This is a genomic window from Rhizobium sp. NPDC090275 (assembly GCF_044772225.1).
Classification (GTDB): domain Bacteria; phylum Pseudomonadota; class Alphaproteobacteria; order Rhizobiales; family Rhizobiaceae; genus Rhizobium.
The window spans coordinates 224,756-251,055 of sequence record NZ_JBIVYL010000002.1 but is presented as its reverse complement, the minus strand read 5'-3'; the positions used below and the strand labels follow the sequence as shown (position 1 = coordinate 251,055).

Annotated in this window: 22 protein-coding genes, 3 tRNA genes and 1 riboswitch; of the genes, 7 read left to right on the top strand and 18 right to left on the bottom strand. The window is 61.0% G+C overall.

The genetic code is table 11. From position 1 onward, the window contains the following. Positions 1-136: 136 nt before the first annotated feature. The 10 genes from ACIQUB_RS05455 to ACIQUB_RS05410 all read right to left on the bottom strand — a co-directional run bounded on the left by ACIQUB_RS05455 (position 137) and on the right by ACIQUB_RS05410 (position 7,630). Entirely contained in the window at positions 137-772 is a 636-nt protein-coding gene (locus ACIQUB_RS05455) for a helix-hairpin-helix domain-containing protein (RefSeq protein ID WP_113238563.1), read from the bottom strand. 4 nt (positions 773-776) lie between these two features. Further along, the gene (nuoF, locus tag ACIQUB_RS05450) at positions 777-2,081 is read right to left on the bottom strand and encodes an NADH-quinone oxidoreductase subunit NuoF (RefSeq protein ID WP_018900208.1); all 1,305 of its coding nucleotides are present in this window, start codon (positions 2,079-2,081) and stop codon (positions 777-779) included. Positions 2,082-2,091: 10 nt separating this feature from the next. Then, positions 2,092-3,219, bottom strand: a complete 1,128-nt coding sequence (locus ACIQUB_RS05445) for an NADH-quinone oxidoreductase subunit E (protein WP_018900209.1) — start codon at positions 3,217-3,219, stop codon at positions 2,092-2,094. Between the two features lie 16 nt (positions 3,220-3,235). After that, positions 3,236-3,511: a hypothetical protein gene (locus ACIQUB_RS05440; RefSeq protein WP_113238562.1), complete on the bottom strand. Its 276-nt coding sequence runs from the start codon at positions 3,509-3,511 to the stop codon at positions 3,236-3,238. After that, the gene (locus ACIQUB_RS05435) at positions 3,511-4,701 is read right to left on the bottom strand and encodes an NADH-quinone oxidoreductase subunit D (RefSeq protein ID WP_018900211.1); all 1,191 of its coding nucleotides are present in this window, start codon (positions 4,699-4,701) and stop codon (positions 3,511-3,513) included. The genes ACIQUB_RS05440 and ACIQUB_RS05435 overlap by 1 nt, the downstream gene beginning before the upstream one ends. 72 nt (positions 4,702-4,773) lie before the next feature. Further along, on the bottom strand, positions 4,774-5,376 hold the full coding sequence (locus ACIQUB_RS05430) for an NADH-quinone oxidoreductase subunit C (protein WP_113238561.1): 603 nt from the start codon (positions 5,374-5,376) through the stop codon (positions 4,774-4,776). A 15-nt stretch (positions 5,377-5,391) separates the two neighbouring features. Beyond that, entirely contained in the window at positions 5,392-5,976 is a 585-nt protein-coding gene (locus ACIQUB_RS05425; RefSeq protein WP_113238560.1) for an NADH-quinone oxidoreductase subunit B family protein, read from the bottom strand. Continuing rightward, positions 5,967-6,332 carry an NADH-quinone oxidoreductase subunit A gene (locus tag ACIQUB_RS05420; RefSeq protein ID WP_026283310.1) on the bottom strand — a complete coding sequence of 122 codons (366 nt, stop codon included), beginning with the start codon at positions 6,330-6,332 and terminating at the stop codon, positions 5,967-5,969. The genes ACIQUB_RS05425 and ACIQUB_RS05420 overlap by 10 nt, the downstream gene beginning before the upstream one ends. 1,092 nt (positions 6,333-7,424) lie before the next feature. After that, a tRNA-Asp gene (locus ACIQUB_RS05415) sits at positions 7,425-7,501 on the bottom strand. A gap of 52 nt (positions 7,502-7,553) precedes the next feature. Next, positions 7,554-7,630 (bottom strand) — tRNA-Asp (locus ACIQUB_RS05410). 413 nt (positions 7,631-8,043) lie between these two features. On the opposite strand from ACIQUB_RS05410, the gene ACIQUB_RS05405 reads away from it, so the two are divergent. The 3 genes from ACIQUB_RS05405 (at position 8,044) to ACIQUB_RS05395 (ending at position 9,971) form a co-directional block, all read left to right on the top strand. Further along, positions 8,044-8,119 (top strand) — tRNA-Val (locus ACIQUB_RS05405). 130 nt (positions 8,120-8,249) lie between these two features. Then, positions 8,250-8,855: a class I SAM-dependent methyltransferase gene (locus ACIQUB_RS05400; protein WP_018900215.1), complete on the top strand. Its 606-nt coding sequence runs from the start codon at positions 8,250-8,252 to the stop codon at positions 8,853-8,855. A 129-nt stretch (positions 8,856-8,984) separates the two neighbouring features. Next, positions 8,985-9,971, top strand: coding sequence for an aldo/keto reductase (locus tag ACIQUB_RS05395; RefSeq protein ID WP_113238559.1), 987 nt, complete (start codon positions 8,985-8,987; stop codon positions 9,969-9,971). Between the two features lie 75 nt (positions 9,972-10,046). On the opposite strand, the gene ACIQUB_RS05390 is transcribed toward ACIQUB_RS05395, so the two are convergent. From ACIQUB_RS05390 to clpP, 6 genes are all read right to left on the bottom strand, one after another. After that, positions 10,047-10,649 carry an inorganic diphosphatase gene (locus ACIQUB_RS05390; protein WP_113238558.1) on the bottom strand — a complete coding sequence of 201 codons (603 nt, stop codon included), beginning with the start codon at positions 10,647-10,649 and terminating at the stop codon, positions 10,047-10,049. A 129-nt stretch (positions 10,650-10,778) separates the two neighbouring features. Beyond that, on the bottom strand, positions 10,779-11,681 hold the full coding sequence (locus ACIQUB_RS05385; RefSeq protein ID WP_113238557.1) for a DMT family transporter: 903 nt from the start codon (positions 11,679-11,681) through the stop codon (positions 10,779-10,781). Positions 11,682-11,769: 88 nt separating this feature from the next. Next, a riboswitch (FMN riboswitch) is annotated at positions 11,770-11,919 on the bottom strand. Positions 11,920-12,041: 122 nt separating this feature from the next. Further along, on the bottom strand, positions 12,042-12,317 hold the full coding sequence (hupB, locus tag ACIQUB_RS05380; protein WP_018900220.1) for a DNA-binding protein HupB: 276 nt from the start codon (positions 12,315-12,317) through the stop codon (positions 12,042-12,044). 205 nt (positions 12,318-12,522) lie between these two features. Then, complete coding sequence (lon, locus tag ACIQUB_RS05375; RefSeq protein ID WP_018900221.1) at positions 12,523-14,937, bottom strand: endopeptidase La; 2,415 nt, start codon at positions 14,935-14,937, stop codon at positions 12,523-12,525. A 415-nt stretch (positions 14,938-15,352) separates the two neighbouring features. After that, the gene (gene clpX / locus ACIQUB_RS05370) at positions 15,353-16,630 is read right to left on the bottom strand and encodes an ATP-dependent Clp protease ATP-binding subunit ClpX (protein WP_018900222.1); all 1,278 of its coding nucleotides are present in this window, start codon (positions 16,628-16,630) and stop codon (positions 15,353-15,355) included. A 281-nt stretch (positions 16,631-16,911) separates the two neighbouring features. Then, the gene (gene clpP / locus ACIQUB_RS05365; protein WP_026283311.1) at positions 16,912-17,550 is read right to left on the bottom strand and encodes an ATP-dependent Clp endopeptidase proteolytic subunit ClpP; all 639 of its coding nucleotides are present in this window, start codon (positions 17,548-17,550) and stop codon (positions 16,912-16,914) included. 385 nt (positions 17,551-17,935) lie between these two features. On the opposite strand from clpP, the gene ACIQUB_RS05360 reads away from it, so the two are divergent. Together ACIQUB_RS05360 and ACIQUB_RS05355 are read left to right on the top strand one after the other, a co-directional pair. Next, positions 17,936-19,189: a GGDEF domain-containing protein gene (locus ACIQUB_RS05360; RefSeq protein WP_402928821.1), complete on the top strand. Its 1,254-nt coding sequence runs from the start codon at positions 17,936-17,938 to the stop codon at positions 19,187-19,189. A 65-nt stretch (positions 19,190-19,254) separates the two neighbouring features. Next, complete coding sequence (locus ACIQUB_RS05355) at positions 19,255-20,508, top strand: cytochrome P450 (RefSeq protein ID WP_402928820.1); 1,254 nt, start codon at positions 19,255-19,257, stop codon at positions 20,506-20,508. 90 nt (positions 20,509-20,598) lie between these two features. On the opposite strand, the gene ACIQUB_RS05350 is transcribed toward ACIQUB_RS05355, so the two are convergent. Then, positions 20,599-21,933, bottom strand: a complete 1,335-nt coding sequence (locus ACIQUB_RS05350; protein WP_113238554.1) for a dicarboxylate/amino acid:cation symporter — start codon at positions 21,931-21,933, stop codon at positions 20,599-20,601. 236 nt (positions 21,934-22,169) lie between these two features. Between ACIQUB_RS05350 and ACIQUB_RS05345 the strand changes: the two genes are divergently transcribed. Beyond that, complete coding sequence (locus ACIQUB_RS05345) at positions 22,170-24,032, top strand: sensor histidine kinase (protein WP_113238553.1); 1,863 nt, start codon at positions 22,170-22,172, stop codon at positions 24,030-24,032. Continuing rightward, a complete protein-coding gene (locus ACIQUB_RS05340) occupies positions 24,029-25,396 on the top strand; it encodes a sigma-54 dependent transcriptional regulator (RefSeq protein ID WP_113238552.1) in 1,368 nt (455 codons plus the stop codon). The genes ACIQUB_RS05345 and ACIQUB_RS05340 overlap by 4 nt, the downstream gene beginning before the upstream one ends. Here the strand turns inward: ACIQUB_RS05340 and ACIQUB_RS05335 are convergent. After that, the gene (locus ACIQUB_RS05335) at positions 25,393-26,196 is read right to left on the bottom strand and encodes an SDR family oxidoreductase (RefSeq protein WP_113238551.1); all 804 of its coding nucleotides are present in this window, start codon (positions 26,194-26,196) and stop codon (positions 25,393-25,395) included. The genes ACIQUB_RS05340 and ACIQUB_RS05335 overlap by 4 nt on opposite strands. Between the last annotated feature and the right edge of the window lie 104 nt (positions 26,197-26,300).

Genomic DNA, 26,300 nt, shown 5'->3' with positions numbered 1-26,300 from the left:
TGACACTGGTGTCGTCCAAATTTTCGTCTCCGCCCCCCGAGGCCCGGGAACCGGCCTGCGACATCGCGGCATTGGGACCCTCCCCGCGCCGCTCAGTCTTGTCTCTCCTCCGATCGCGATCCGCGACCGGACATCATCACGTCCGCTTCCGGCCCTTTGCCGTCAGCAACTTGGCCTGTGCCACCCAGCCATCGCGGGCGATGCGGCCGTCAAAGCCAAGCTCCGCGTCCAGGCGGGCCACATCGGCATCCGACCAAGCGGCGATCTCGGCAAGCGTGCGAACACCCTTGGCGTTCAGCACCTGCTCGAGCTTCGGGCCGACGCCTGAGATCTGCTTGAGATCATCGGCCCTCTTGCCTCGCACCGGCTTAGCGGCTGCAGTCTTCGTCTTCGCCACCGGCTCGGCCTTGTCGGCAACCACGGCCAGCTTAACGCGTTCAGCCGTCTTCTTCGGCGCGGCCGGGCGAATATTTTCCGGCTTCACGTCGATCTCGGGCTTCGGCTCTTCCGGCGGCGTCTCGTCGAGAACCGCCGCCAGCTTGTTCGATGCTTCCATCGCGCCCTGGAGAGCGCCGAAGAAGGCGCCGGCCATCTGCGTGGAGAAGCCGAAACCGATTGCGGTCGCGGCGGCCATGGCGGCTGCCGGATTGACCATCATCGGCGCGATCGGCAAGGCGCGGGCATTTTCCAGCATCTCGGCGGCAAGACGGCCGAAGTCGGCCGAGAAATCGGCGACCCCTTCCTTGTTCTTGCTGTCGGATGCGTTTGCCATCGTCTTACTCAGCAGCCTCGAGAACCGCGCCATGATCCATGGCGCTTGCCGTATACTGATCGATGCGCGCTTCGATCTCATGACGGAAGTTGCGGATCAGACCCTGCACCGGCCATGCGGCAGCATCGCCGAGCGCACAGATGGTGTGACCTTCGATCTGCTTGGTGACGGCGAAGAGCATGTCGATTTCGCGCTTCTGGGCGTTGCCCTTGGCCATGCGCTCCATGACGCGCCACATCCAGCCTGTACCTTCGCGGCACGGCGTGCACTGGCCGCAGCTCTCATGCTTGAAGAAAGCCGAGATGCGGGCGATCGCCTTGATGACGTCGGTGGACTTGTCCATGACGATCGAGGCTGCCGTACCGAAGGACGAACCGACCGAGCGCAGGCCATCGAAGTCCATCGGCACGTCGATCATGTCCTTGGCGGGAACGATCGGGCACGATGCACCGCCCGGGATGACGGCGAGCAGGTTATCCCAGCCGCCACGGATACCGCCGGCGTGCTTGTCGACGAGCTCACGGAAGGTGATGCCCATTTCTTCTTCGACGGTGCACGGCTTGTTGACGTGACCAGAGAGCATGAACAGCTTGGTGCCGACGTTGTTCGGGCGACCGAGTGCCGAGAACCAGCCGGCGCCACGACGAAGAATCGTCGGAGCAACGGCGATCGACTCGACGTTGTTGACCGTCGTCGGGCAGCCGTAGAGGCCCATGTTGGCCGGGAACGGCGGCTTCAGGCGCGGCTGGCCCTTCTTGCCTTCCAGGCTTTCGAGCAATGCGGTTTCTTCGCCGCAGATGTAAGCGCCGGCGCCGTGGTGGACGAAGATGTCCATCGGGTAGCCAAGCTTGTTGTTCTTGCCGAGCAGACCGAAATCGTAGCACTCGTCGATCGCAGCCTGCAGCGCCTCGCGCTCGCGGATGTATTCACCGCGAACGTAAATGTAGGCGGTGTTGGCGCCCATGGCGAAGGAGGCGATGACGCAGCCTTCGATCAGCGTATGGGGATCGTGACGCATGATGTCACGGTCCTTGCAGGTTCCGGGCTCGGATTCGTCGGCGTTGACGACGAGGTAGTGCGGACGGCCGTCGTTTTCCTTCGGCATGAAGGACCACTTGAGACCCGTCGGGAAGCCTGCGCCACCACGACCGCGAAGACCGGAGGCCTTCATCTCGTTGATGATCCAGTCGCGACCCTTTTCGAGGATCTGCTTGGTGCCGTCCCAGTGGCCGCGGCTCATCGCGCCCTTCAGGGACTTGTCCTTGAGGCCGTAGATATTGGTAAAGATGCGATCTTTATCTTGTAACATGCTTCACCTCTTACCGCGGCTTCTTGCCGAAGACTTTAATGTATTCGGCTTCGCCGCCCTTGGCGAGCGCCTTGGCCTGCTTGACCCAGTCGTCGCGATCGATGCGGCCCTTGAAATTCAGGTAGCCATCAACCCACTCGCGCTCGGCCTTCTTCCAGCCCGCGACCTGCGCGAAGGTGAAGATGCCGAGTTCGTGCAGCGTGCCTTCGATCTTCGGGCCAACGCCCGAGATCAGCTTGAGATCGTCAGGGGTGGCAGGCTTTTCGATGCCGGCAGGACGGTTCTTGTCCGTCAGCGACGGCTTTGCCGTTGCCGGAACCGGTGCTGCTACGCCCGGCTGTTCTTCAACGGCCTTGGCGTTTTTTGCAGCGGCCTTCGGCGCCGTTACGGGCGTCTTCAGCGCGGCGTTGGTCTCGGCGTCCGTGCTCTTGGCGCGGGCTGCTTCGGACGGGGGAACCGGTGCGGCGTCGACTGTTGCGGTCGCAGCATCGGCGACGACCTTCTTGGCGGAGGCCTTCTTCTTCGGCTCTTCGTCGGTCAGCGACGTCGGGCCGCCCTCAGGAGAGGAGAAATGACGGTCGATCTGCGGGCCGGGTGTTACGCTTGCGCCATTGCCGGCATCAAAGGTGTCGATGATCTCGGCCAGGCGCTCCGGCGTCAGGTCTTCGTAGGTATCCTTGCCGATCATGACCATGGGCGCGTTGACGCAAGCCCCGAGACATTCGACTTCTTCCCAGGACAGCGTGCCTTCGGCATTGCGCTCGAACGGATGGTGATGGATCTTGCTCTTGCAGACCGACATCAAACCTTCCGAACCACGCAGCATGCAAGGCGTCGTGCCGCACACCTGGATGTGGGCGCGTGTGCCGACCGGGCCGAGCTGGAACTGCGTGTAGAAGGTCGCGACCTCGAGAACACGGATGTAGGCCATGTCGAGCATGTTGGCGACCTTTTCGATCGCCGCGCGCGTGACCCAGCCGTCCTGTTCCTGCGCTCGCATCAACAGCGGAATGACCGCGGATTGCTGACGGCCCGCAGGGTATTTTTGGATCGTCTTATCCGCCCAGGCCGCGTTCTCGTCATTGAAGGCGAACGCGGCAGGCTGGAATTGATCTTCGGCTAATCGACGAACGGACATTCTTCCTCACGCCTTGTCAGTTTAGGGCGCCACACTGCGACGAGGTCAGAGACTTCATCTCGCAAGCGTAGGCCGACTGGTCTTTCTGCAGGAACACAACGAAGAACTTTCCACCGTTGGGGACTGCAGCCTTGATTTGATAGCCCTTGGACAAAAGTTCGCCCATGGACGCGTTTTTTGCCGGCGGCGTCACGTCGTCCTGGCCCAACTTGGGGCCAAGTCCACCGGCTTGCTGGGCGTATGCGCCAGAAGCCAGGAGGAGAACGGCGGTAACGAGCGACGGCAGCTTCATTAGCGGTCGACCTCGCCGAAGACGATGTCGAGCGAACCGAGAACGGCGGTCACGTCCGCAAGCATGTGGCCCTTGCAGAGGAAGTCCATCGCCTGCAGGTGGGCATAGCCCGGGGCGCGGATCTTGCAACGGTAGGGCTTGTTGCTGCCGTCGGCGACGACGTAGACGCCGAACTCGCCCTTCGGCGCTTCGACGGCCGCGTACACTTCGCCAGCCGGAACGTGATAGCCTTCGGTGTAGAGCTTGAAGTGGTGGATCAGCGCTTCCATCGAACGCTTCATCTCGCCACGCTTCGGCGGAACGACCTTGCCGTCGATCGAGGAGACCGGGCCGACCTTGGCATCGCCGAGCAGGCGGTTGACGCACTGCTTCATGATGCGGACGGACTGGCGCATTTCGATCATGCGGATCAGATAGCGATCGTAGCAGTCGCCGTTCTTGCCGATGGCGATGTCGAATTCGAGATCGTTGTAGCACTCGTAGGGCTGCGAGCGGCGCAGGTCCCAGGCAGCGCCGGAACCGCGAACCATGACGCCCGAGAAGCCCCAGGACCATGCGTCTTCCAGCGAGACGACGCCGATATCGACGTTACGCTGCTTGAAGATGCGGTTGTCGGTCAGAAGGCCTTCGATATCGTCGAGAACCTTGAGGAACGGATCGCACCACTTGCCGATATCCTCGACCAGTTCCTGCGGGATGTCCTGGTGGACACCGCCCGGACGGAAATAGGCCGAGTGCATACGGGCGCCGCAGGCGCGCTCGTAAAACACCATCAGCTTTTCGCGCTCTTCGAAGCCCCAGACCGGCGGCGTCATCGCGCCAACGTCCATGGCCTGTGTCGTTACGTTCATGATGTGCGACAAGATTCGGCCAATTTCGGAGTACAGAACTCGAATCAGCTGACCGCGAATCGGAATTTCCAGCTTCAGCATCTTTTCGACGGCGAGCGCGAAAGCATGCTCCTGGTTCATCGGCGCGACGTAGTCGAGACGATCGAAATAAGGAACGGCCTGAAGATAGGTCTTCGATTCGATCAGCTTTTCGGTGCCGCGGTGCAGGAGGCCGATATGCGGATCGACGCGTTCGATGATTTCGCCATCGAGTTCAAGCACCAGACGCAGAACGCCGTGCGCGGACGGGTGCTCCGGTCCGAAGTTGATCGTAAAGTTGCGAACGTTATGTTCAGTCATAGCGACGCGCTCCGCGCTGGCAATTGGCATGAGACGGCGAACGGAGAGGCTTCAAGACAGTCGAGCCTCATCTCAATTCGCAGCCTTCTCGTCTCCCGGAAGTACGTAATCGGTGCCTTCCCACGGGGACGTGAAATCGAAATTGCGGAATTCCTGCTTCAGTTCGACGGGTTCGTAGACAACGCGCTTGGCGGCATCGTCATAACGTACCTCGACATAACCTGTCGTCGGGAAGTCCTTGCGCAGCGGATGGCCTTCGAAGCCGTAGTCCGTCAGCAGACGGCGCAGGTCGGCATGGCCGGAGAACGGAATGCCGTACATGTCCCAGGCTTCACGCTCGAACCACTCGGCGCCCATGTAGACCGACGTCGCCGACGGAACCGATACGCCATCGGCAACGGCGAGCTTGACGCGGATGCGCAGGTTCTGCTTCGGCGACAGGAGATGATAGACGACATCGAAACGCTTTTCGCGCTGCGGCCAGTCGACGCCACAAATGTCGATCATGCTGACGAAGCCGCAACGCGGATCGTCGCGCAGGAACGTCAGCAGCGCGACAATCGTTTCCGGCGTCGTGGTTACGTTCAATTCGCCATAGCTGATGGACGCATCGGCAATCAGATCGCCGCGCATCTCGCGGAGATACGACGACAGTTCGCTCAAGGCTTCACTCATGACAGTCCTCCGCCCTTAGCGCTCAATCGTTCCGGTGCGCCGTATCTTCTTCTGCAGAAGCAAGACCCCGTAGAGCAGCGCTTCTGCCGTGGGGGGACAGCCCGGCACGTAGATATCGACAGGAACGACACGATCGCAGCCACGCACGACCGAGTAGGAATAGTGATAGTAGCCACCGCCGTTTGCGCAGGAGCCCATCGAGATGACGTAACGCGGCTCCGGCATCTGGTCATAGACCTTGCGGAGCGCCGGCGCCATCTTGTTGGTCAGCGTACCAGCGACGATCATGACATCAGACTGGCGCGGCGAAGCGCGCGGAGCAACACCGAAGCGCTCCATGTCGTAACGCGGACCGGAAACCTGCATCAGGCCTTCGACGGCGCAGCAGGCGAGGCCGAACTGCATCCACATCAGCGAGCCGGTGCGCGCCCAGGTGATCAGATCGCGAGTGGACGTGACCAGAAAGCCCTTGTCGGCCAGCTCGTCATTGATCTCGCCGAAGAACGCACTGTCGCTGCCAACAGGCTTGCCCGTTGCCGGGTCGATGATGCTTTTCGGATGCGGCGCGACGAGCGCCTTGTCGCTTGGGGCTACTCCCATTCCAGGGCTCCCTTTTTCCACTCATAAATAAAGCCGATGGTCAGCACGAGAAGGAAGACCATCATGGACCAGAAGCCGAACCAGCCGATCGCGCCGAAAGAAACGGCCCACGGGAACAGAAAGGCGACTTCGAGGTCGAAGATGATGAAGAGAATCGACACCAGATAGAAGCGGATATCGAATTTCATGCGGGCGTCGTCGAACGCGTTGAAGCCGCATTCGAAAGCCGAAAGCTTTTCAGCATCAGGCGCCTTGTAGGCAACGGCGAACGGCGCAATGAGCAGCGACAAGCCGATTACAAGGGCGATGGCAATGAAAATGGCGATCGGAATATAGGAACTGAGAAGTCCAGTCATCAGGTTCATCCCTGCTTGCCGCCTGCGCCGGGAGGCGCGGCCTGAGCATTTGCCCGGCAAGCGAACGTGCGTTGCAACAAGCCGTGGTTAGCGCAGCCACAGCCAATGCGCAAGAGTTTTAGCGTGTCAATTCCAATTGCACACGTGCGACATTATTAGCCACGCACATTGTTTTTGCGACAAATCAACGCACAGCCCGCGATCTTGCATGCCAGCCCAGCATTTATTGCATGACTGACGGGCTTTCATGAGTGGAAAGTGCAGGATTTGATGGGACCAAGCCGCAAACTCAGGCTGCCGAAGCGCTTGAGAAGTAAGGAATATCCGCTGTGCGCGCCACATTCGCCCGCGCAGACAACCTCGAACCGGCTCATGTCTATGTATTTGATATACAATACTCATTTTCGAGCAACGGTCGGACAACGTGTGCGACGCACCGGGCCGCAGCATGGAGCGGACGGGCAAAATCGGTGATTTTGCGGCGGCCAAGTGTGCGTTTCCTCATCTAATGTCGGTGAATTGTCGGCAATGCGGAGTATCTGCTCCGATTCGACTGAAAAACTGCGCCAATCGGGTCGCTATGTCGCAGGCCAGATGGCTAAATAAAGGGCATTTCGGCCAGTGGATATTGCGCATGCCCGAGTCCCGGAACGGGCCGTGCGGGGTGATCGGGCGGGTGCGCGGCGGCCTCATCAGACGCACTCTCAAGACCCGCGATTCCGGACATGCGCGCACGCTACTTAAATCCATAAGTTGCGCGAAATAACCTCGCTGGAGAGGCCCATTCCGACAGTTCATTATAAGGACAAAGCAACTCAAGCACGGCAGCGACAGGTGGCTTTATCGGCAACCGAGGACGCGGCAGGTCGATTGAGTATCGAGAGGCACCGAAGAGGCGTCTGAGCGCGACTGTCGCGGCTCCTGGCAGGCCACGCGCCGCCGCCTGCCCTCTTGGCGACGACGGCCCATGCCGAAGGCATAGCGAAACGCGCAGGACTAAAACAGCGATGCGCATAAAATGCGCCTCAAGAACAGAAGGGCGCAAGCGCACCTTGTAGGTGATGTATATTATGGAGACATTCTGGAAGAGAATGGCGCGAGTGACGGGGCTCGAACCCGCGACCTCCGGCGTGACAGGCCGGCACTCTAACCGACTGAGCTACACCCGCGCATTTTCAGACTGCGTCGTTCCGGACCATGCTTTTCAGCATTTACATGAAATGGCGCGAGTGACGGGGCTCGAACCCGCGACCTCCGGCGTGACAGGCCGGCACTCTAACCGACTGAGCTACACCCGCATTCATTTCAAGCAATCCGGATGCTTTCGCGTCCGTGTCAAAGCAGCTTGCCGCTTCGATGAGCGGCTAACTACGGGGTTCGCATTTGAGTGTCAAGCAGGTTTGGAGACAAAACGATGACAGCCTGCGATTTGTTTGTGGGTGAATGAAATCAGATCGAAAATCACCCTTATAGAAGGGCCTTCCAAGCGCCGGCGCTCCAGAGACCCGCCAGCTGATGGTCCGATCACTGCGCGCCCCTTGGCCTCCCCTCGTCGATTTTTCTTTTCCACAGACGGAATTACCGGGAAACCGGGGCATTGGTGGATGCCGATCGAAAAAAATCAAAAAATCTTCACAAACGCTCTTGCGGTTTGTCCGCGATCCGCATAGATCACGGCCATCGACGCGGCGGACATGATCCGCACCGCGGAGGGCGATTAGCTCAGTTGGTAGAGCGCCTCGTTTACACCGAGGATGTCGGGAGTTCGAGTCTCTCATCGCCCACCATTTTCTCTCCCCTTTATGTGATTGATCGACCCGAAGCTTTGATTTTGCCGCGGTTGCTAATCCCGTTTTCGGCGATTAGGTTCCGGCCAAATCGAACGGCACCTCATGTGCTTCAGGCGGAGATAGAATCATGAAAACACGCGAAGATCGCCAGGCACAGCGGGCAGCCATGCCGCGCACGCAGCTCAGCGCCCACCACATGGAAAACGCGCGCCTGCTGCCCGATCGCGGCGAATTGCTCTATCGAATCCCCAATGGCGGCGTGGGTGTCGAGATCGGCGCGGCGTTTGGAGAGTATACGGCGGAGATTCTCGAAAAGAATCGCCCGGCTCAGCTTTATCTCATCGATCCCTGGAGCATGGACCGCTACAGCTCCGGCCTCGACCAGATCCACACGCAGTTCGGCAAGCAGATCGAAAGCGGGCAACTGCACCTGATGCAGGGCACCTCGCTGGAGAAGCTCGCCGAATTCGAGGACGATTTCCTCGATTGGGCCTATATCGACACGGATCACTCGTTCGAACTCACCTGGCAGGAGCTTTTGCTCTGCGACCGCAAGGTCAAGCGGACCGGCCGCATCGCCGGTCACGACTTCTGCACCGGCAATACGGTGAAGCCGATCGTTTATGGCGTGGTCGAGGCCGTCACCAAGTTCTGCAAGGATTATGGCTGGCAGTTCGAATTCCTCACCGTCGAATCACACGCGCACTTCTCCTTCTGCCTGAAGCGGCTCTGAGTCGCGGAGGCTTTACGGAAAACTGGCAGAGGCGGACGCGCCGCGCTGCCCTATCTCCTCCCTCTCATGCGCTTGTCGGCCTTTGTGCGGACTGATACTGCCATCAGCGAAACGAGGAGGATCATTCCAATGAAGCAGCATTCTTTCGGCCACCTGCCCCATACGGTGAGCAATATCGGTTTTGGCGCATGGCAGATCGGCGGCGCCTGGGGCGATGTCAGCGAAGCTGATGGACGCGACGCGCTCAATGCGGCGCTCGATGCCGGGATCACCTTCATCGACACCGCCGACGTCTATGGCGACGGCCGTTCGGAGAAGATCATCGCCGATGTGCTTGAGAGCCGTGGCGGCGAGCGCCCGATGGTCGCCACCAAGGCAGGTCGGCGGTTGAATCCGCATGTGGCCGACGGCTACACCAAGGCCAATCTCGAGGGCTTTATCGACCGCAGCCTGAAGAACCTCAAGGTCGACAGCCTCGACCTCGTGCAGCTGCACTGCCCGCCGACGGAGGTGCTTTACCGGCCGGAGGTGTTCGAGGGGCTGAACGAGCTGCAGAAGGCAGGCAAGATTCGCGGCTATGGCGTCAGCGTCGAGAAGGTCGAGGAAGCGCTGAAGGCGATCGAGTTCCCCGGCGTGGTCAGCATCCAGATCATCTATAATGTCTTCCGCCAGCGCCCGAGCCATCTGTTCTTCCAGGAGGCGCGGCAGAAGAACATTGCCGTTATCGCCCGCGTGCCGCTGGCAAGCGGCCTGCTCTCCGGCAAGATCAGCCGTGAGACGACATTCGCCAGCGACGACCATCGCAACTTCAATCGCCATGGCGAAGCGTTCGATGTCGGCGAGACCTTCGCGGGCGTTCCGTTCGAAGTCGGCCTGCAGGCGGTGGAAGAGGTTCGCAAGCTGGTTCCCGAGTGCGCCACGATGGCGGCGTTCGCGCTGCGCTGGATCCTGATGAGCGATGCGGTCACGGTGGTCATTCCCGGCGCCCGCAATGCCGAACAGGCGAAGGCCAATGCTGCGGCCGCCAGCCTGGCGCCGCTGACGCATGAGGTGATGGCCGCGAGCCACGAGATCTACGACCGGCTGATCGCGCCGCATGTGCACCAGCGCTGGTAACAGCTGTAGCTATTTCACCAAACAGAAATGGCCGGGCATCGACCCGGCCATTTCCTTATCTGGGCTTTGCCCGGTTTACTTCTTTTCAGCGTAAGCCTTGATGGCGGCGGCAACTTCGCCCTGCGCCTTCTCGGCGTTCTCGAAGCCGTTCAGCTCGACAACCTTGCGCTTGGCCGGCAGCTGCTTGTATACGCGGAAGAAGGCCTGCAGGCGCTCCTGCTCGATCTCCGGAAGATCAGAGATTTCCTTGATCTTGTCGTAGCTCGGATCGATGTCGCTGGCCGGAACGGCGACGACCTTGTCGTCCTGCTCACCGCCGTCGATCATCTTCAGGAGGCCGATGGCACGAACCTTGATGATGGCGCCCGGAACGACCGGCTCGCGGGTGTAGACGAGCGCGTCGAGCGGATCGCCATCACCGCCGAGCGAGCTGGTGATCGAGCCGTAGTTGGCCGGGTAGATGACCGGCATCGACTGGAAGCGGTCCACGACGATGTGGCCGGTCTTGGCGTCGATTTCGTACTTGGTGAAGCTTCCCTGCGGAATCTCGATCGCCGTGAAGAATTCCTTGCTGTCGTCCTTCGGCTGCGGATAGTCGAGGTAGGAAACATAGTCGGAAGCGGCAGCGACGCCGGCCGTGAAGAGAACGGCAGCGGCCGCGGAAATAATGGTCTTCATAAGAGATACCCCCAATTGGCATTGCGAAGAAACGCCCTCCGCCTATGGGGTTTGCATTACAGCGATGTGACATATGCCGGGCGCTCGGGACCATCCACATGACAATCTCGTGAGCGCCCGGAGCAGCGCTTATGCGGTTCCGCGCTCGCGCTTCATCTCGTGGTGCATGAGGAACAGCGAGGCGCAGAGGATCAGGGCGGCGCCGAGCCACAAATAGCCGGCTGGCGCATAGCCGAAGACCAGCCAACCAGCGAGAACGTTGAGCGGCAGCTTCAGATCGTCAAAGGGCTGAACATAGGCGGCATCGGCGGCACTGTAGGCGAGCGTCAGAAGATACTGGGCGATCGCCGTCAGAAGGCCGGCCGCGACGAGCAGCATCAATACCGTGCCTGTTGGCATCGCGAAGCCGGCCGCAAAAGCGAGACCACCGTTGACGGGCGTGAGGAGCACGAGCAGCCACACAGTGATCGTCTCCGGCTTCTCGATCCCCGTCAGGCTCTTGGTGATCAGCGACGAGGCGCCCCAGAGCAGTGCCGACAGGATCGGCAACAGTGCCGCCCAGCTGAAACCGTCCGACCAGGGCTGCAGGATGATCATTGCACCGACGAAGCCACAGGCCGTGGCGCCCCAGCGCACTGGCCCTACCCGTTCACCGAGGAACAGGCGGGCGCCGAGGATGATGAAGAAGGGCGAGGTCATGACCAGCGCGATCGCCTGCCAGATCGGCACGCTCGCGAGACCCGCAACCCAGGTCTGGACGCCGAGGGCTGCCAGCACGACGCGAACGATGTGGCGCCAAGCGTATTGAGTGCGCATCGCGCCAAGGCCAGTCTTCCACAGGAAGGGTAGCGAGAAGACGAGCGCGAAAGCGTATTGCCAGAAGGCGACCGAGGCCGACGGAAAGGCCAAGGTCATCGTCAGCCATTGGGTGACGACGTTGAGAACGGCAAAGGCGATGCCGGCAAGCACCATCCAGCTTGCGCCGGCGAGTGCACGCGATGCGGATATGGAAATCTGGGTAGTCTGATTCATGTCATTCATCCGAACAAAAGGACCAACATAAATCAGGACGCATGAACGCGGGTGCCGACGCGGCGGACGATGCCGCCCCGCGTACCCTGCTCATTCTCTTTCATCCGGACTATGACCGTCGGCTCCGGAATTCAACCGGATCTGCTGACCCTTTCCACCTGAGGTAAAAAGGCGCTCGCGGGCTCAAGCTTGCGCTCTTACCGCCGGTGGGGAATTGCACCCCGCCCTGAGAACGATCCATGCGTAATTCAAACCGGCAATCGCGGCAAGTCTCGCAAATGCGAAAAGGGTCCGGCTTTCGCCGAACCCTTCGAATACTTGTGCTGCCGGTCTCGTTGCCCGGCTGCCAAGCAAATCCAATCAGCCGTTGACGGCTTCCTTCAGGCCCTTGCCGGGCGTGAACTTCGGCACGTTGCGTGCCGGAATGTCGACTTCAGCGCCGGTCGACGGATTGCGGCCCTTGGTGGCAGCGCGATGGGAAACGGTGAAGCTACCGAAACCAGCGAGGCGAACGTCGCCCTTGCCCTTGAGCTCAGCCTGGACAACTTCGAAAACAGCGTCGACGGCCGAAGCGGCATCGGTCTTCGAGAGTCCTGCCTTTTCGGCAACTGCGGACACGAGTTCATTCTTGTTCATGTTTCCACCCCTTTCAAATGGTTCGAAACGACTCAAATCTATAGCCGGGCACGGAAGTTGGTGCATCAGGCCCGCCGCACCCCAAAGAGCCTGCAAATTAAGGAAAAGCAAGCGTCTCCGTACGGTTTTCACAAAAAAAGGCTGGCAAAAATGCCAGCCTTTTCAGGGTTTTTAAGCAATAGGGCACGAATGTGGCAAACAAGGCTCAATGAGCGATGGAAGTGCCGCTTTCGTCGTGCCCTTCGACCGTTGCGATAACAGGCGTTTCCACCGTGCCATCCCACTCGATCGCCTCCGGTCTGCGGACCAGAGCATGCTTGATCACCTCGCCCATACGGGACACAGGGATGATCTCCATATTGTTCTTCACGTTATCCGGAATCTCCGCCAGGTCCTTGGCGTTTTCTTCCGGGATCAGAACAGTCTTGATGCCGCCGCGCAGTGCGGCGAGCAGCTTTTCCTTCAATCCGCCGATCGGAAGGACGCGACCACGAAGCGTGATTTCGCCCGTCATCGCCACGTCCTTACGCACCGGGATGCCGGTCATGATCGAGACGATCGCGGTTGCCATGCCGACGCCGGCCGATGGGCCGTCCTTCGGCGTGGCGCCTTCCGGCACGTGGACGTGGATGTCCGACTTGTCGAAGCGCGGCGGCTCGATGCCAAAATCGACAGCACGCGAGCGGACGTAGGACGCCGCCGCGGAAATCGATTCCTTCATGACGTCCTTCAGGTTGCCGGTGACGGTCATGCGACCCTTGCCCGGCATCATGACGCCTTCGATCGTCAGCAGTTCACCACCAACCTCGGTCCAGGCCAGACCGGTGACGACACCGACCTGATCCTCGCCCTCGGCTTCGCCGTGACGGAAGCGCGGAACACCCAGGTAGTCCGAAATGTTCTCGGCGGTAACCGCGACCGATTTCGTCTTACCCTTGATGATCTCGGTGACCGCCTTGCGGGCGAGCTTCATCAGTTCACGCTCGAACGAACGGACACCGGCTTCGCGTGTGTACTGCTGGCTGATCGCCATCAGGGCATCGTCCGAAACCGAGAATTCGTTCGGCTGCAGAGCGTGTTCCTTGATGGCCTTGGGCAGCAGGTGCCGCTTGGCGATCTCGCGCTTTTCGTCCTCGGTGTAGCCGGCGATACGGATGACTTCCATGCGGTCCATCAAGGGCGCAGGGATATTCAGCGTGTTCGCCGTCGTGATGAACATCACGTCCGACAGATCGTATTCGACCTCAAGATAGTGGTCCATGAAGGTCGAGTTCTGTGCCGGATCGAGCACTTCGAGCAGAGCCGAAGACGGATCGCCGCGGAAGTCCTGGCCCATCTTGTCGATTTCATCGAGCAGGAAGAGCGGGTTGGACTTCTTCGCCTTCTTCATCGACTGGATGACCTTGCCGGGCATCGAGCCGATGTAGGTGCGGCGGTGACCGCGGATTTCAGCTTCATCACGAACGCCGCCGAGCGCCATGCGGACATACTCACGGCCGGTCGCCTTGGCGATCGACTGGGCGAGCGAGGTCTTGCCGACACCCGGAGGGCCGACGAGGCACAGGATCGGACCCTTGATCTTGGTCGCACGGGCCTGGACAGCCAGATACTCGACGATGCGCTCCTTGACCTTGTCGAGACCGAAGTGATCGGCTTCGAGGATCTTTTCGGCGTTGTTGAGATCCGTCTTGATCTTCGACTTCTTCGACCACGGAATACCGAGCAGCCAATCGAGATAGTTGCGCACGACGGTGGCTTCCGCCGACATCGGGCTCATCTGACGCAGCTTCTTCAGCTCGGCATCGGCCTTCTCGCGACCTTCCTTGGAGAGCTTGGTCTTGGAGATGCGCTCTTCCAGTTCGGCCATCTCGTCGCGGCCTTCTTCGCCGTCGCCGAGCTCCTTCTGGATCGCCTTCATCTGCTCATTCAGGTAGTATTCGCGCTGGGTCTTCTCCATCTGGCGCTTGACGCGCGAGCGGATGCGCTTCTCGACCTGAAGGACCGAGATCTCACCTTCCATGAAGCCGAGCGCCTTTTCGAGGCGTGCCTTGACGCTGGTGGTTTCCAGCATCTCCTGCTTCTCGGTGATCTTGATCGACAGGTGCGAGGCAACCGTATCGGCCAGCTTCGAGTAATCATCGATCTGACTGGCGGCGCCAACGACCTCGGGCGAGATCTTCTTGTTGAGCTTCACGTAGCTCTCGAATTCGGACACGACCGAGCGGCTCAGCGCTTCCAGTTCGACCGGATCGTCGTGCGGCTCTTCGAGCACGTGACCGAGGGCTTCATAGAAATCCTCGCGGTCGGTGTAGGCGTCGATTTCAGCGCGCGCGCGGCCTTCGACGAGAACCTTGACGGTTCCGTCTGGAAGCTTCAGCAGCTGCAGAACATTGGCGACGGTGCCGACATTGTGGATGGCGGACGGCTCGGGATCATCGTCGCTGGCATTGATCTGCGTGACGAGCATGATCTGCTTGTCCGAGCCCATGACTTCTTCGAGCGCGCGGATCGATTTCTCGCGGCCTACGAAGAGAGGTACGATCATGTGCGGAAAGACCACGATGTCGCGCAGGGGCAATACTGGATAAGCGGTGCTCGCAACTGACGTTTTCTTCGTCATTTTATTTCCTTTCCATCGTCCCGTTGCCGGGCTCTTCTGGCGCGACCGTTTGGGACCGGCCGCACTCTCACTTGCATTAACAAGTGGAGGTTCTGACTATGCTTTTCAAGCTGCCACATGGCCCGTGTCCGCTTGGACATGACAGCTATGCTACAACGGAACACCTCACTATGTCGCGCCTAGCTGGACCGGCGCTGACCATTTCCGAACCGGCTAAAATACAACGCCGAAACACACCAACGGAATCATTGCATAATTGCCAAGGGCGGATGAATTCGCAACGGCAACGAACGTGGTTTCAGGCGTCATCAGCAAGTTTTATCGGCATTTGGAGGTGCCGCGAACGGTTTTTCAAATAGAAAGGGGCCTGCCAACGGCAAGCCCCTTAAATTCACGGTTCGTATCGCGCTGATACTTAGGCCGAGGCGTTGGCCTTTTCTTCCTGGCGATCCGCGTAGATGTAGAGCGGACGCGAGGAGCCGCGGACGACTTCGTCGGAAATGACGACTTCGCGCACGCCTTCGAGCGTCGGCAGTTCGAACATCGTGTCGAGCAGGATCTTTTCCATGATCGAACGAAGGCCGCGGGCGCCGGTCTTGCGGGTGATCGCCTTGCGGGCGATTTCGCGAAGGGCGTCCTCGTGGAAGGTCAGTTCGACGTCTTCCATTTCGAACAGGCGCTGATACTGCTTGACGAGCGCGTTCTTCGGCTCAGACAGGATCTGGATCAGTGCGTCCTCATCCAGGTCCTCGAGCGTCGCCAGAACCGGCAGACGACCGATGAACTCGGGGATCAGGCCGAACTTGACGAGATCTTCCGGCTCCAGTTCGCGCAGAACTTCGCCGACGCGACGATCATCCGGAGCGGCAACGCTTGCGCCGAAGCCGATCGAGGTCTTTTCGCCACGGGCCGAGATGATCTTGTCGAGACCGGCAAAGGCGCCACCGCAGATGAACAGGATGTTCGTGGTGTCGACCTGCAGGAATTCCTGCTGCGGATGCTTGCGGCCGCCCTGCGGCGGTACGGAAGCGACCGTGCCTTCCATGATCTTCAGAAGCGCCTGCTGCACGCCTTCGCCCGACACGTCGCGGGTGATCGACGGGTTGTCGGACTTGCGCGAGATCTTGTCGACTTCGTCGATGTAGACGATGCCGCGCTGCGCGCGCTCGACGTTGTAGTCGGCAGCCTGCAGAAGCTTCAGGATGATGTTTTCGACGTCTTCACCGACATAGCCGGCTTCGGTCAGCGTCGTGGCATCGGCCATCGTGAAGGGAACGTCGATGATGCGGGCGAGCGTCTGGGCAAGATAGGTCTTGCCGCAACCGGTCGGACCGACCAGCATGATGTTCGACTTCGCAAGCTCGATTTCGCCGTTCTTGGTGGCGTGCGCGAGACGCTTGTAATGGTTGTGAACGGCAACGGACAGGATCTTCTTCGCCTGACGCTGGCCGATGACGTATTCGTCGAGGACCTTGATGATGTCCTGGGGCGTGGGAACGCCATCACGGGACTTGACCATCGAGGACTTGTTTTCCTCGCGGATGATGTCCATGCACAATTCGACGCATTCATCGCAGATGAAAACTGTCGGTCCGGCAATCAACTTGCGGACTTCGTGCTGGCTCTTTCCGCAGAAGGAGCAGTACAGGGTGTTCTTAGAGTCGCCGCCGTTGCTGCCGCTGACTTTGCTCATATCACTTTCCTTCCAGCACGCCGCATTTCAAGGTGAAAGTGCGGTCAACTCATTGGCCTGCCCCACTTGGAGCTACAGCCGGCCAAGGCCGTCAAGGGGTACGAACCGGGTCCAGACTAGGCCGTCTTGGCCCCGGCGGCAACGAACTCCCCTCGAAGCCAAATGCTATGTCATAAAAATTCAACATAGCATTAATACTTGAGAATGGTTCACCCGCCACTCGGTTTATTCCCTAGTTCGATCACAAATGAGATAGAACTGTGGCGGGGAAAACACCATCCCTAGTTCTGACTAGGCGCAGCGCCTTCGATCTCGACACGAGACGTGAGGACCTTGTCGATCACGCCCCAGTCCTTGGCTTCCGCCGCATCCATGAAATGGTCACGGTCGAGCGTCTTTTCAACTTCCTCGTAGGTCCGGCCCGTGTGCTTGACGTACACTTCGTTCAGGCGGCGCTTCATCTTGAGAATGTCGCGTGCGTGACGCTCGATGTCCGAAGCCTGGCCCGAGAAGCCGCCCGACGGCTGGTGAACCATGATGCGCGAGTTCGGCGTGGCGAAGCGCATGTCCTTGTCGCCGGCTGCGAGAAGCAGCGAGCCCATGGACGCGGCCTGGCCGATGCACAGCGTCGAAACGGCAGGCTTGATGAACTGCATCGTATCGTAGATCGCCATGCCGGCAGTGACGACGCCACCCGGCGAATTGATGTAGAGCGCGATTTCCTTCTTGGGGTTCTCGGCTTCGAGGAAAAGCAGCTGGGCGCAGACAAGCGTCGCCATGTGATCCTCGACCGGACCCGTCAGGAAAATGATGCGTTCCTTGAGCAGGCGCGAATAAATGTCGTAGGAGCGTTCACCGCGATTGGTCTGTTCCACAACCATCGGCACGAGGGCCATAGCGGTATCGACTGGGTTTCTCATGTGCGTCCTTTGTCAACGTCTTTCCGGCCCGACGCCGGGAATCAAAGAAAATGCCTTATCCCTACATAGAACTTCCCTACCCTTCTCTTCAAGACGCGCCTTGGGATAACGTTAAGACGGTGGGAAACCATGCCTGTTTTCATGGGCCCTCTGTAGGGAGATTCTTCAAAACCGTCATTAACAGCGGAGGGCCATACTCCCGGCTCACAGCTTTTCTCTTCAGCAAGATGAAGAAATGCTGAATTCGTCCAGTATGGGACGCCGGTCATTTACCTCGTGGAAAGCCTATCGCCAGATAACGGACAAGGCCCGTGGGCTGCCGGTCCGCGATTAACAAAGTCGCCAGCTTATTTAGCGAGGATGCGGCCATACAAGGGGTATTGCCGTGTTCAATGTTACGACAGGACTGGCCATTTGGTGCTCCGAGGCTATGACGCTCGCGCTGGTCGCGTTCATTGCCTGGCGCCACAATGTCCGAGATAAAACTTATTTCTATTGGGGCTGGGGCTTTGCACTCAGCGGCATCGGATTTGCACTGGTCGCGTTGCGCGGCCACGTTCCGAGCTACCTGTCGATCGAGGTGGGCAATACCATCGCGCTTGTTGGCCAGAGCGCCTGGGTCGCGGGATATCTCGCGCTTGACCGGCGCAAGATCGAATGGTGGGTACTGTTGCCGCCGGTCGTCTGGCTGGCCGGCGTGTTCCTGCCCTGGGTGCACGACGACTATCCGAACCGGGTCGCCCTCTACAATCTCGCCTCGGCAACGGGCGCGACGGCGCTGACCATGGCGGTCAGCTCGCCCGGCCTCAACCGGGAATCGGCTCGCGCCAAGCTCGCAGTCATGTTCATTCTGCAGGCCTGCGTCTGTTTTATCGCCGCCGGCGCGATCGCCGTGCTATCGCCGGGTGATATGGAAGCAGCCAACATCGCGGGGCTCGCGGCCATGGGTACGGCGCTCATGCTGACGCTTGCCTGCGCGCTGACGGTTCGGCTCATCATGGAGCGCTCGGAGCAGAAATTGCGTATTCTCAGCCTCACCGACACGCTGACAGGTGTTCTTAATCGCCGCGGCCTGTTTGCGCAGTTCACGCGCATCCAGACGAAGGCGTTCGACGAGAACCGGCAGATCGCCGTTCTTCTGTTCGATCTCGACAATTTCAAGCGCATCAACGATCGCTTCGGCCACCAGGGCGGCGATGCCGTGCTGACGGTCTTCGCCCGCATGGCGCAGCAGTTCACCCCCGCAGGCGTGTTCGGCCGCATGGGCGGCGAGGAATTCGGCGCGTTCGCAAGCGTCGCCGACCAGACGGAGGCCGAAGCGCTGGCCGAAACGATACGCACCGAGTTCTGCCGCGTTCCCGTCAGCACCGGCGATGCCATCATTCCGGCCACCGTCAGCATTGGCGTTGCCCTTGCCTCGCCCATCGAGGCCAATATGGACAAGCTGGTATCGGCAGCCGACCGCGCGCTCTACGCCGCCAAGGCCGCGGGCCGCAACTGTACCGTCACCTTCGGCGAGGCCGAGGCGGCAGCACCCCCGCCGCCGGAAGAAAAGCCGGATCACACCACGGGCGAGCTCGTGCCGACGCTCGACGACCAGATCCATGCGCTGCGTCGCGTAGGTTCACTCGGACGCTGACAATAGGTTGTGCCCAGAGGTTGTCCTCTCTTCCCGAGATTGGGCAAATCCGCTAAGCCTCGGGCATGATCACATTGCCTTACATGTCCATTGACCCTGCCGCGCGCCGCGTCTCCATCGATGCACGCAGCCCCTTGTTCTACAGCAATCCCAATGCCGCATATGCGGCATTGCATACCCACTGTCCCACATTTTACTGGGAAGAGCAGAAGCAGTGGTTCTTCACCTCATATGACCATGTGAACGCGCTTTTGCGCGACCGTCGCTTCGGCCGGCAGATCCTGCATATCGCCAGCCGCGAAGAACTGGGGCTTCCCGAACCCGACCAGCACGTCGTCAATTTCGACCTTGCCGAACGCTACTCCTTGCTTGAGCTCGAGCCGCCGGAGCACACGCGCCTGCGCACGCTCGTCAACCGCGCTTTCGTCTCGCGCCATGTCGAGAAGATGAAGCCGGAGCTCGAGGAACTCGCCAACCGGCTGATCGACCAGTTCCAGCACAAGGGCGAGGTCGAGCTGCTTTCGGCCTTCGCTGACATCATCCCGGTCACGATGATCGCGCGGATGATCGGCATCCCCGAGGAGATGGGGCCGCAGCTCCTCAAGTGGTCGCACGCCTATATCCGCATGTATCTCTTCGGCCGCACCCGCGCCGACGAGGATGGCGCGGAGAAGGCTGCGAAGGAATTCGCAGACTACGTGAAGACCGTGATCGCCGAGCGCCGCGCCAATCCGCGCGACGATCTCTTGACGCACATGATTCACACCGAGCACAAGGGCCAGTATCTGACCGAGGACGAACTCGTCTCGACGACGATCGTGCTTTTGAATGCCGGGCATGAGGCGACCGTGCATCAGATCGGCAACTCAGTGCGGATGATCCTCGACAGCGGCTTTGCGCCTTCAGAACTGTTCAAGGACGAGGAAACGACCGAGCGGACCGTCGAGGAATCGCTGCGCATCTGCGCGCCGGTTCACATCTTCCAGCGCTGGGCGCTGGAGCCGGCCGAAATCGACGGCATATCGTTCAAGCGCGGCGACAAGGTGAGCCTGATCCTGGCTGCCGCCAACCTCGACCCGCTGAAATTCACCGATCCGCTGACCTTCAAGCCGGATCGCCGCGAGGCGGCCAACCTCTCCTTCGGCGCCGGCATTCACTTCTGCATCGGCGCGCCGCTGGCGCGGCTGGAGCTCAACGTGGTCTTGCCGATCCTGTTCGAGCGCTTGCCCGGCCTGAAGCTCGCTAAAACGCCCGAAGTAAAGGACGTCTACCATTTCCACGGGCTCGACCGGCTCGACCTCAGCTGGCCGACTAAATAAAACGACCGCGCTCCCTTTCGGGAGCGCGGCCATCCGCCTTGGGAGGCACAGCTGCCTGTTAAAGGCAGGCTGTTCTTTGGTTCGTTTGCCTTATTCGGCGGCCTGCAGGCCGGGAACCGGCTGGTCGAGCTCTTCCGGAAGCTGGCCGGCCATGGCGGCGGCGAACTTTTCCTGGTCGAGTTCATTTTCCCAGCGGGCGACCACCACGGTGGCGACAGCGTTGCCGACTAGGTTGGTCAGAGCGCGGCATTCCGACATGAAGCGGTCGATACCGAGGATCAGCGCCATGCCGGCGACCGGCACCGAAGGCACGACCGACAGGGTCGCGGCCAGCGTGATGAAGCCGGCGCCGGTGATGCCTGCGGCACCCTTGGACGACAGCATCGCAACGAGGAGCAGCAAGATCTGGTCGCCGAGCGACAGATCGATTCCGGTTGCCTGGGCGATGAAGAGCGCTGCCAGCGTCATGTAGATGTTGGTGCCGTCGAGATTGAACGAATAGCCGGTCGGGATGACCAGGCCGACGACCGAGCGCTTGCAGCCGGCGCGTTCCATCTTCTGCATCAGACCCGGCAGAGCTGCTTCAGACGAGGACGTGCCAAGGACGAGCAGCAGTTCTTCCTTGATGTAGCGGATCAGCGACAGGATCGAGAAGCCGTTATACTTCGCAACCGCACCCAGCACGACCAGCACGAAGAGAAGCGCAGTAATGTAGAAGGTGAGGATGAGGTAGGCGAGATTGGCGACCGAGCCGATACCGTACTTGCCGATGGTGAACGCCATGGCGCCGAACGCACCGATCGGGGCAGCCTTCATCAGGATGGCGACGAGGCGGAAAACCGGGGCAGTGAGCGCGGTCAGAAAATCCGTGACCGGCTTGCCCTTTTCGCCGACCATGCCGAGCGCGATGCCGAACAGGACCGAGAAGAACAGCACCTGCAGGATGTCGCCCTGGGCGAATGCGCCGACGATGGTTTCCGGGATGATGTTCATCAGGAAGCCGGTGATCGTCGTTTCGTGCGCCTTGGTGGCGTAGGTCGAGACCGCCTTGCCATCGAGCGTGGCCGGATCGATGTTCATGCCGGAGCCCGGATGCAGCAAGTTGCCGACGATGAGACCGACGATCAGCGCCAGCGTCGAGAAGACGATGAAATAGAGCATCGCCTTGCCGGCGACGCGGCCGACCTTCTTCAGGTCCGACATGCCGGCAATGCCGGTGGCGACCGTGAGGAAGATGACCGGTGCGATGATCATCTTGACGAGGCGGATGAAGGCATCGCCGAGCGGCTTCAGGCTGGCGCCGAAGTCCGGCCAGAAATGGCCGATCAGCATGCCGGCGATGATGGCGACGACGACCTGGAAATAGAGATGCCGATAGAACGGCATCTTGGTCCGCGGCTCGGCGGCTGGAATTGCAACACCCATAGTGTCCTCCATAAAGCCCCCAACCTGACCGGCCTCCCGGGGCAACTGCGTTTCAATCAACAGCCTTCCGGCTATTCGCAGCTACTTTGCAATGACCGTGCCAGTTTCCACGCGCCGCAATATCGCCATGATTCAAAAGACTTTTCTTCCGGCCCGAAACGCCGCCGGATCTGGTTTGCGCGAATTATCGCACAATTTCATTTGACGAATGTGCGAAAATCCGCACATTTTACCCCATGCCAAATACGCCGAGCATTCAGGGATTTGAGACCATTGACGACGTCGATCGCAGGACGCGACGCGGCTGGATCCTCTTCGTCGCGTTCTCGGCCGCCTTGCTTGTCGCAGCCTTGATCGGCGCGGCACTTTACGGGCGCAGTTCGTCGATCAACGCGCTCGCGGCCCAGAGCCAGACTGATGCCAGCCTGAAGGTGGCGCTGCTGACGGCCGTGCTGGAGCGTCCCCGCGCCCTGCCATTGCTGCTCGCCGAGGACCAGCAGGTCCTGAATGCGCTCTCCTCCACCAGCGTCACCGATATCGACATATTGAACCGCAAGCTGGAACGGCTGGTGACGGGCACGCAGGCCGCGGTCCTCTATGTCATCGGCACCGACGGTCTCGCCATCGCGTCCAGCAACTGGCGCGAGCCGATCAGCTTCGTCGGCAACGACTATACGTTCCGCGACTATTTCAAGCGGGCGATGCAGCAGGGAACGGCGGAGCATTTCGCGCTCGGCAGCGTCAGCAAGCGCCCAGGCCTCTACATCTCCCGCCGGGTCGGCAGCGCCGACGCGCCGCTCGGGGTCGTGGTGGTGAAGCTCGAATTCGACCAGCTCGAGACCGACTGGCGCGACACGCGCCGGCCGGTCTACGTGACCGACGAGCATGGCGTGGTGCTGATCACCAGCATCCCCTCATGGCGCTTCATGACGGCTGTGCCCGTGCCACAGCAGGAGCTCGCCGCCATCCGCGAGAGCCTGCAATTCGGCGACGCGCCGCTGACGCCGCTGCCGGTCGTCAGGCCCGATATCATCGACCCCAAGACATCGCTGGTTTCCGCGATCCTTCCCGGCAGCGGCCCGGCCGAATATCTGCGCCTCTATGCTACTGTGCCGACGACGCCATGGCGGCTGGAGTATCTGGTGCCGACGGAGGCCGCCGTTGCCTCTTCCGTGCGGGAGATGCGGTTGCTGTCGCTCGCCGTGCTCGTGCCCATCCTCGCGGTCGCGGCGTTCCTGCTTAGACGCCGGCAAAGTGCAGCGATGCGCATCGCGGTCGAATTGTCGATGCGAGAGGAGCTCGAGCGACGCGTCGTCGCCCGCACCGAGGATCTGAGCCGCGCGCGCGACCGTCTGCAGGAAGAGATCGCCGACCACAGGAACACCGAATCCAGGCTGCAGGTCGTGCAACAGGAGCTTGTCCAGGCAAACCGGCTTGCCATTCTCGGCCAGGTCGCGGCCGGCGTCGCACATGAGATCAACCAGCCGGTAGCGACCATCCGCGCCTATGCTGATAATGCCCGCGTCTTCCTAGACCGCGAGCAGGCCGAGCCGGTGAAGGAGAACCTCGGCGCCATAGCTGATCTCACCGAGCGGATCGGTTCGATCACCGATGAGTTGAAGGCCTTTGCGCGCAAAGGTCGGACGGCGCCGGAGCCGGTGGAGTTGCGCGATGTGATCGAGGGCGCTGTGGTGCTGCTCAAGAGCCGCTTTGCCGGACAATTGCAGGCGCTCAGCATCAAGCTGCCGCCGCCGGGGCTGCAGGTTCTCGGCAACAGGGTTCGGCTTGAGCAGATCCTGATCAACCTGTTTCAGAACGCGCTGGAAGCGCTGGAGGGGCGTAGCGACGCGCGGGTGGAAATCTCCGCCGTCGCGACGGATGAGGACGTCGAGGTGATCGTCGCCGACAACGGCCCGGGAATACCCGCCGCCATTCTCGCCTCGCTGTTTACACCCTTCAACACCTCCAAGGAGAAGGGCCTCGGCCTTGGCCTGGTGATCTCGAAGGACATCGTCGCCGATTACGGCGGACGCATCGAGGTCTCCAGCAGCGACCAGGGAACCAGCTTCATCGTGCATCTCGTGAGAGCAAAGCCATGACAGACGCCGCATCCATCTTCCTCGTCGACGACGACAAGGAGCTTCTGCGCGCCACCAAGCAGACGCTGGAACTGGCGGGCTTTACCGTTTCGGCCTTCTCCTCGGCGGTCGATGCGCTGGCGGCGCTGACGCCGGATTTTCCGGGGATCATCGTCTCCGATATCCGCATGCCGCAGATGGACGGCCTGCAGCTATTCGACCGCGTGCAGCGGCAGGACCAAGACCTTCCCGTCATCCTGGTCACCGGTCACGGCGACATTCCGATGGCGGTGAAGGCGATCCAGAAGGGTGTGTATGATTTCATCAGCAAGCCCTTCCCCGCCGACCGGCTGGTGCAGAGCGTGCGACGGGCCGTGGAGAAGCGGCGTCTGGTGCTGGAGAACCGTGCCTTGCGCAAGGCGAGCGAGCAGGTGCGCGACGACCTGCCGCTGATCGGCCAGACGCCGGCGATGGAGCGGCTGCGTCATACGCTGCGGCAAATCGCCAATACCGATGTCGACGTGCTGGTGACCGGCGAGACCGGCAGCGGCAAGGAAGTCGTGGCCAGCCTGTTGCACCAGTGGGGGCGGCGCAAGGCCGGGAACTTCGTGGCGCTCAACTGCGGCGCCCTGCCGGAGACCGTGATCGAGAGCGAGCTGTTCGGCCACGAGCCGGGCGCGTTCACCGGTGCGCAGAAGAAGCGTGTCGGGCGCATCGAGCATGCCAGCGGCGGCACGCTGTTTCTCGACGAGATTGAGAGCATGGCGCCGTCGACGCAGGTGCAGATGCTGCGCGTGCTTGAAATGCGCGAGGTGACGCCGCTCGGAACCAACGAGGTGCGGCCGGTCGACCTGCGTGTGGTCGCAGCCGCCAAGGTCGATCTCGGCGATCCCCGGCAGCGCGGCGAGTTCCGCGAGGATCTCTATTACCGGCTGAATGTGGTGACGATCTCCATCCCGCCGCTCAGGGAACGACGCGACGACATTCCGCTGCTCTTCGGCTATTTCGCCGAGCGCGCGGCGAAGCGGTTCAAGCGCGACATGCCGGTCGCGTCGTCCGCCGTGCACCGGCATCTGCAGGGCCACGACTGGCCCGGCAACGTCCGTGAACTCTCGCATTTCGCCGAGCGCTTCGTGCTTGGGGTCGAGCAGTTCGCCGGCAGCGCGTCCGAGGCGAAGCCTGCCGATCTCGGCGAAGGCCTGCCCCTGCCCGACCGGCTGGACCGCTACGAGGCGAGCATCATCCGCGACGTGCTCGACGCCAATGACGGCGATGTACGCAGGACGATCGCGGAACTCGGCATCCCGCGAAAGACCTTCTACGACAAGCTGCAGCGCCACGGCATCGTGCGTGCCGACTTCGCGCCGAGCGACGAGCGAAGCTAGCCCGCCGTTACGCCATAGCGCGCTGCCGGCTTGTTGTGCGAGAGGTTGGGACCGAGCGCAAATCGTGCTGCCGTTGCGGCGTCGAGATCGGCGCTATCAGGCAAGGACGGGATGGTGACAAGTTCGCCCTGATCGAAGCCCGCAAGCGCCGCGTCCACCATGTCGTTCACGTCCATGACCATCGATGGCGGCATCTGGTCGAAGGAGCGGCCCACGCGCTCGAAGATTTCCGTGCGGGTCAGGCCGGGCATGACCGCCTGAACCTTGACGCCCCTTTCCGCGACTTCCGAATGGATGGCCTGGGTGAGGTTGAGAACGAAAGCCTTGGTGGCGCTGTAGGTCCCGTTGAAACGCTCCGGGATATAGGCGACCACCGATGCGATGTTGATAATCGCACCCCTGCCCCGCGCCGCAAACGCCTGCGCGGCGGCAACGGCCAGCCGGTTGGCGGCAACGACGTTCAGCTCGATCATCGTTTCAAGATAATCGATGTCATCCTCCACCAGCGTGCCCTTGGGGCCGATGCCGGCATTGTTGACGAGCAGGCTGATATCAGCGTCCTCGCGCAGGCGTTTCTCGACAACACGCACGTCGGCGCGATCGGTAAGGTCGGCCGGCAGCGCGCTCACTTTCACGCCGGTCTCTCCAATCAACCTGTCGGCCAGCGCCTGCAGGCGCGCGGCATCGCGGGCGACGAGAACGAGATCATGGCCGCGCTTGGCAAGGCGATCGGCATAGGTGGCGCCGATGCCGGACGAGGCGCCGGTGACGAGTGCGGTTCCGAGAGAAGCGGTGGACATTGCGGCATTCCTTCTTTGTTTGAACCCGCCCTGCTTGGTCTCACGGGGCGCGTTGAAATTTACTGGTATATGCCACTATATTTAGGCGACGGATCGGCGTGCGC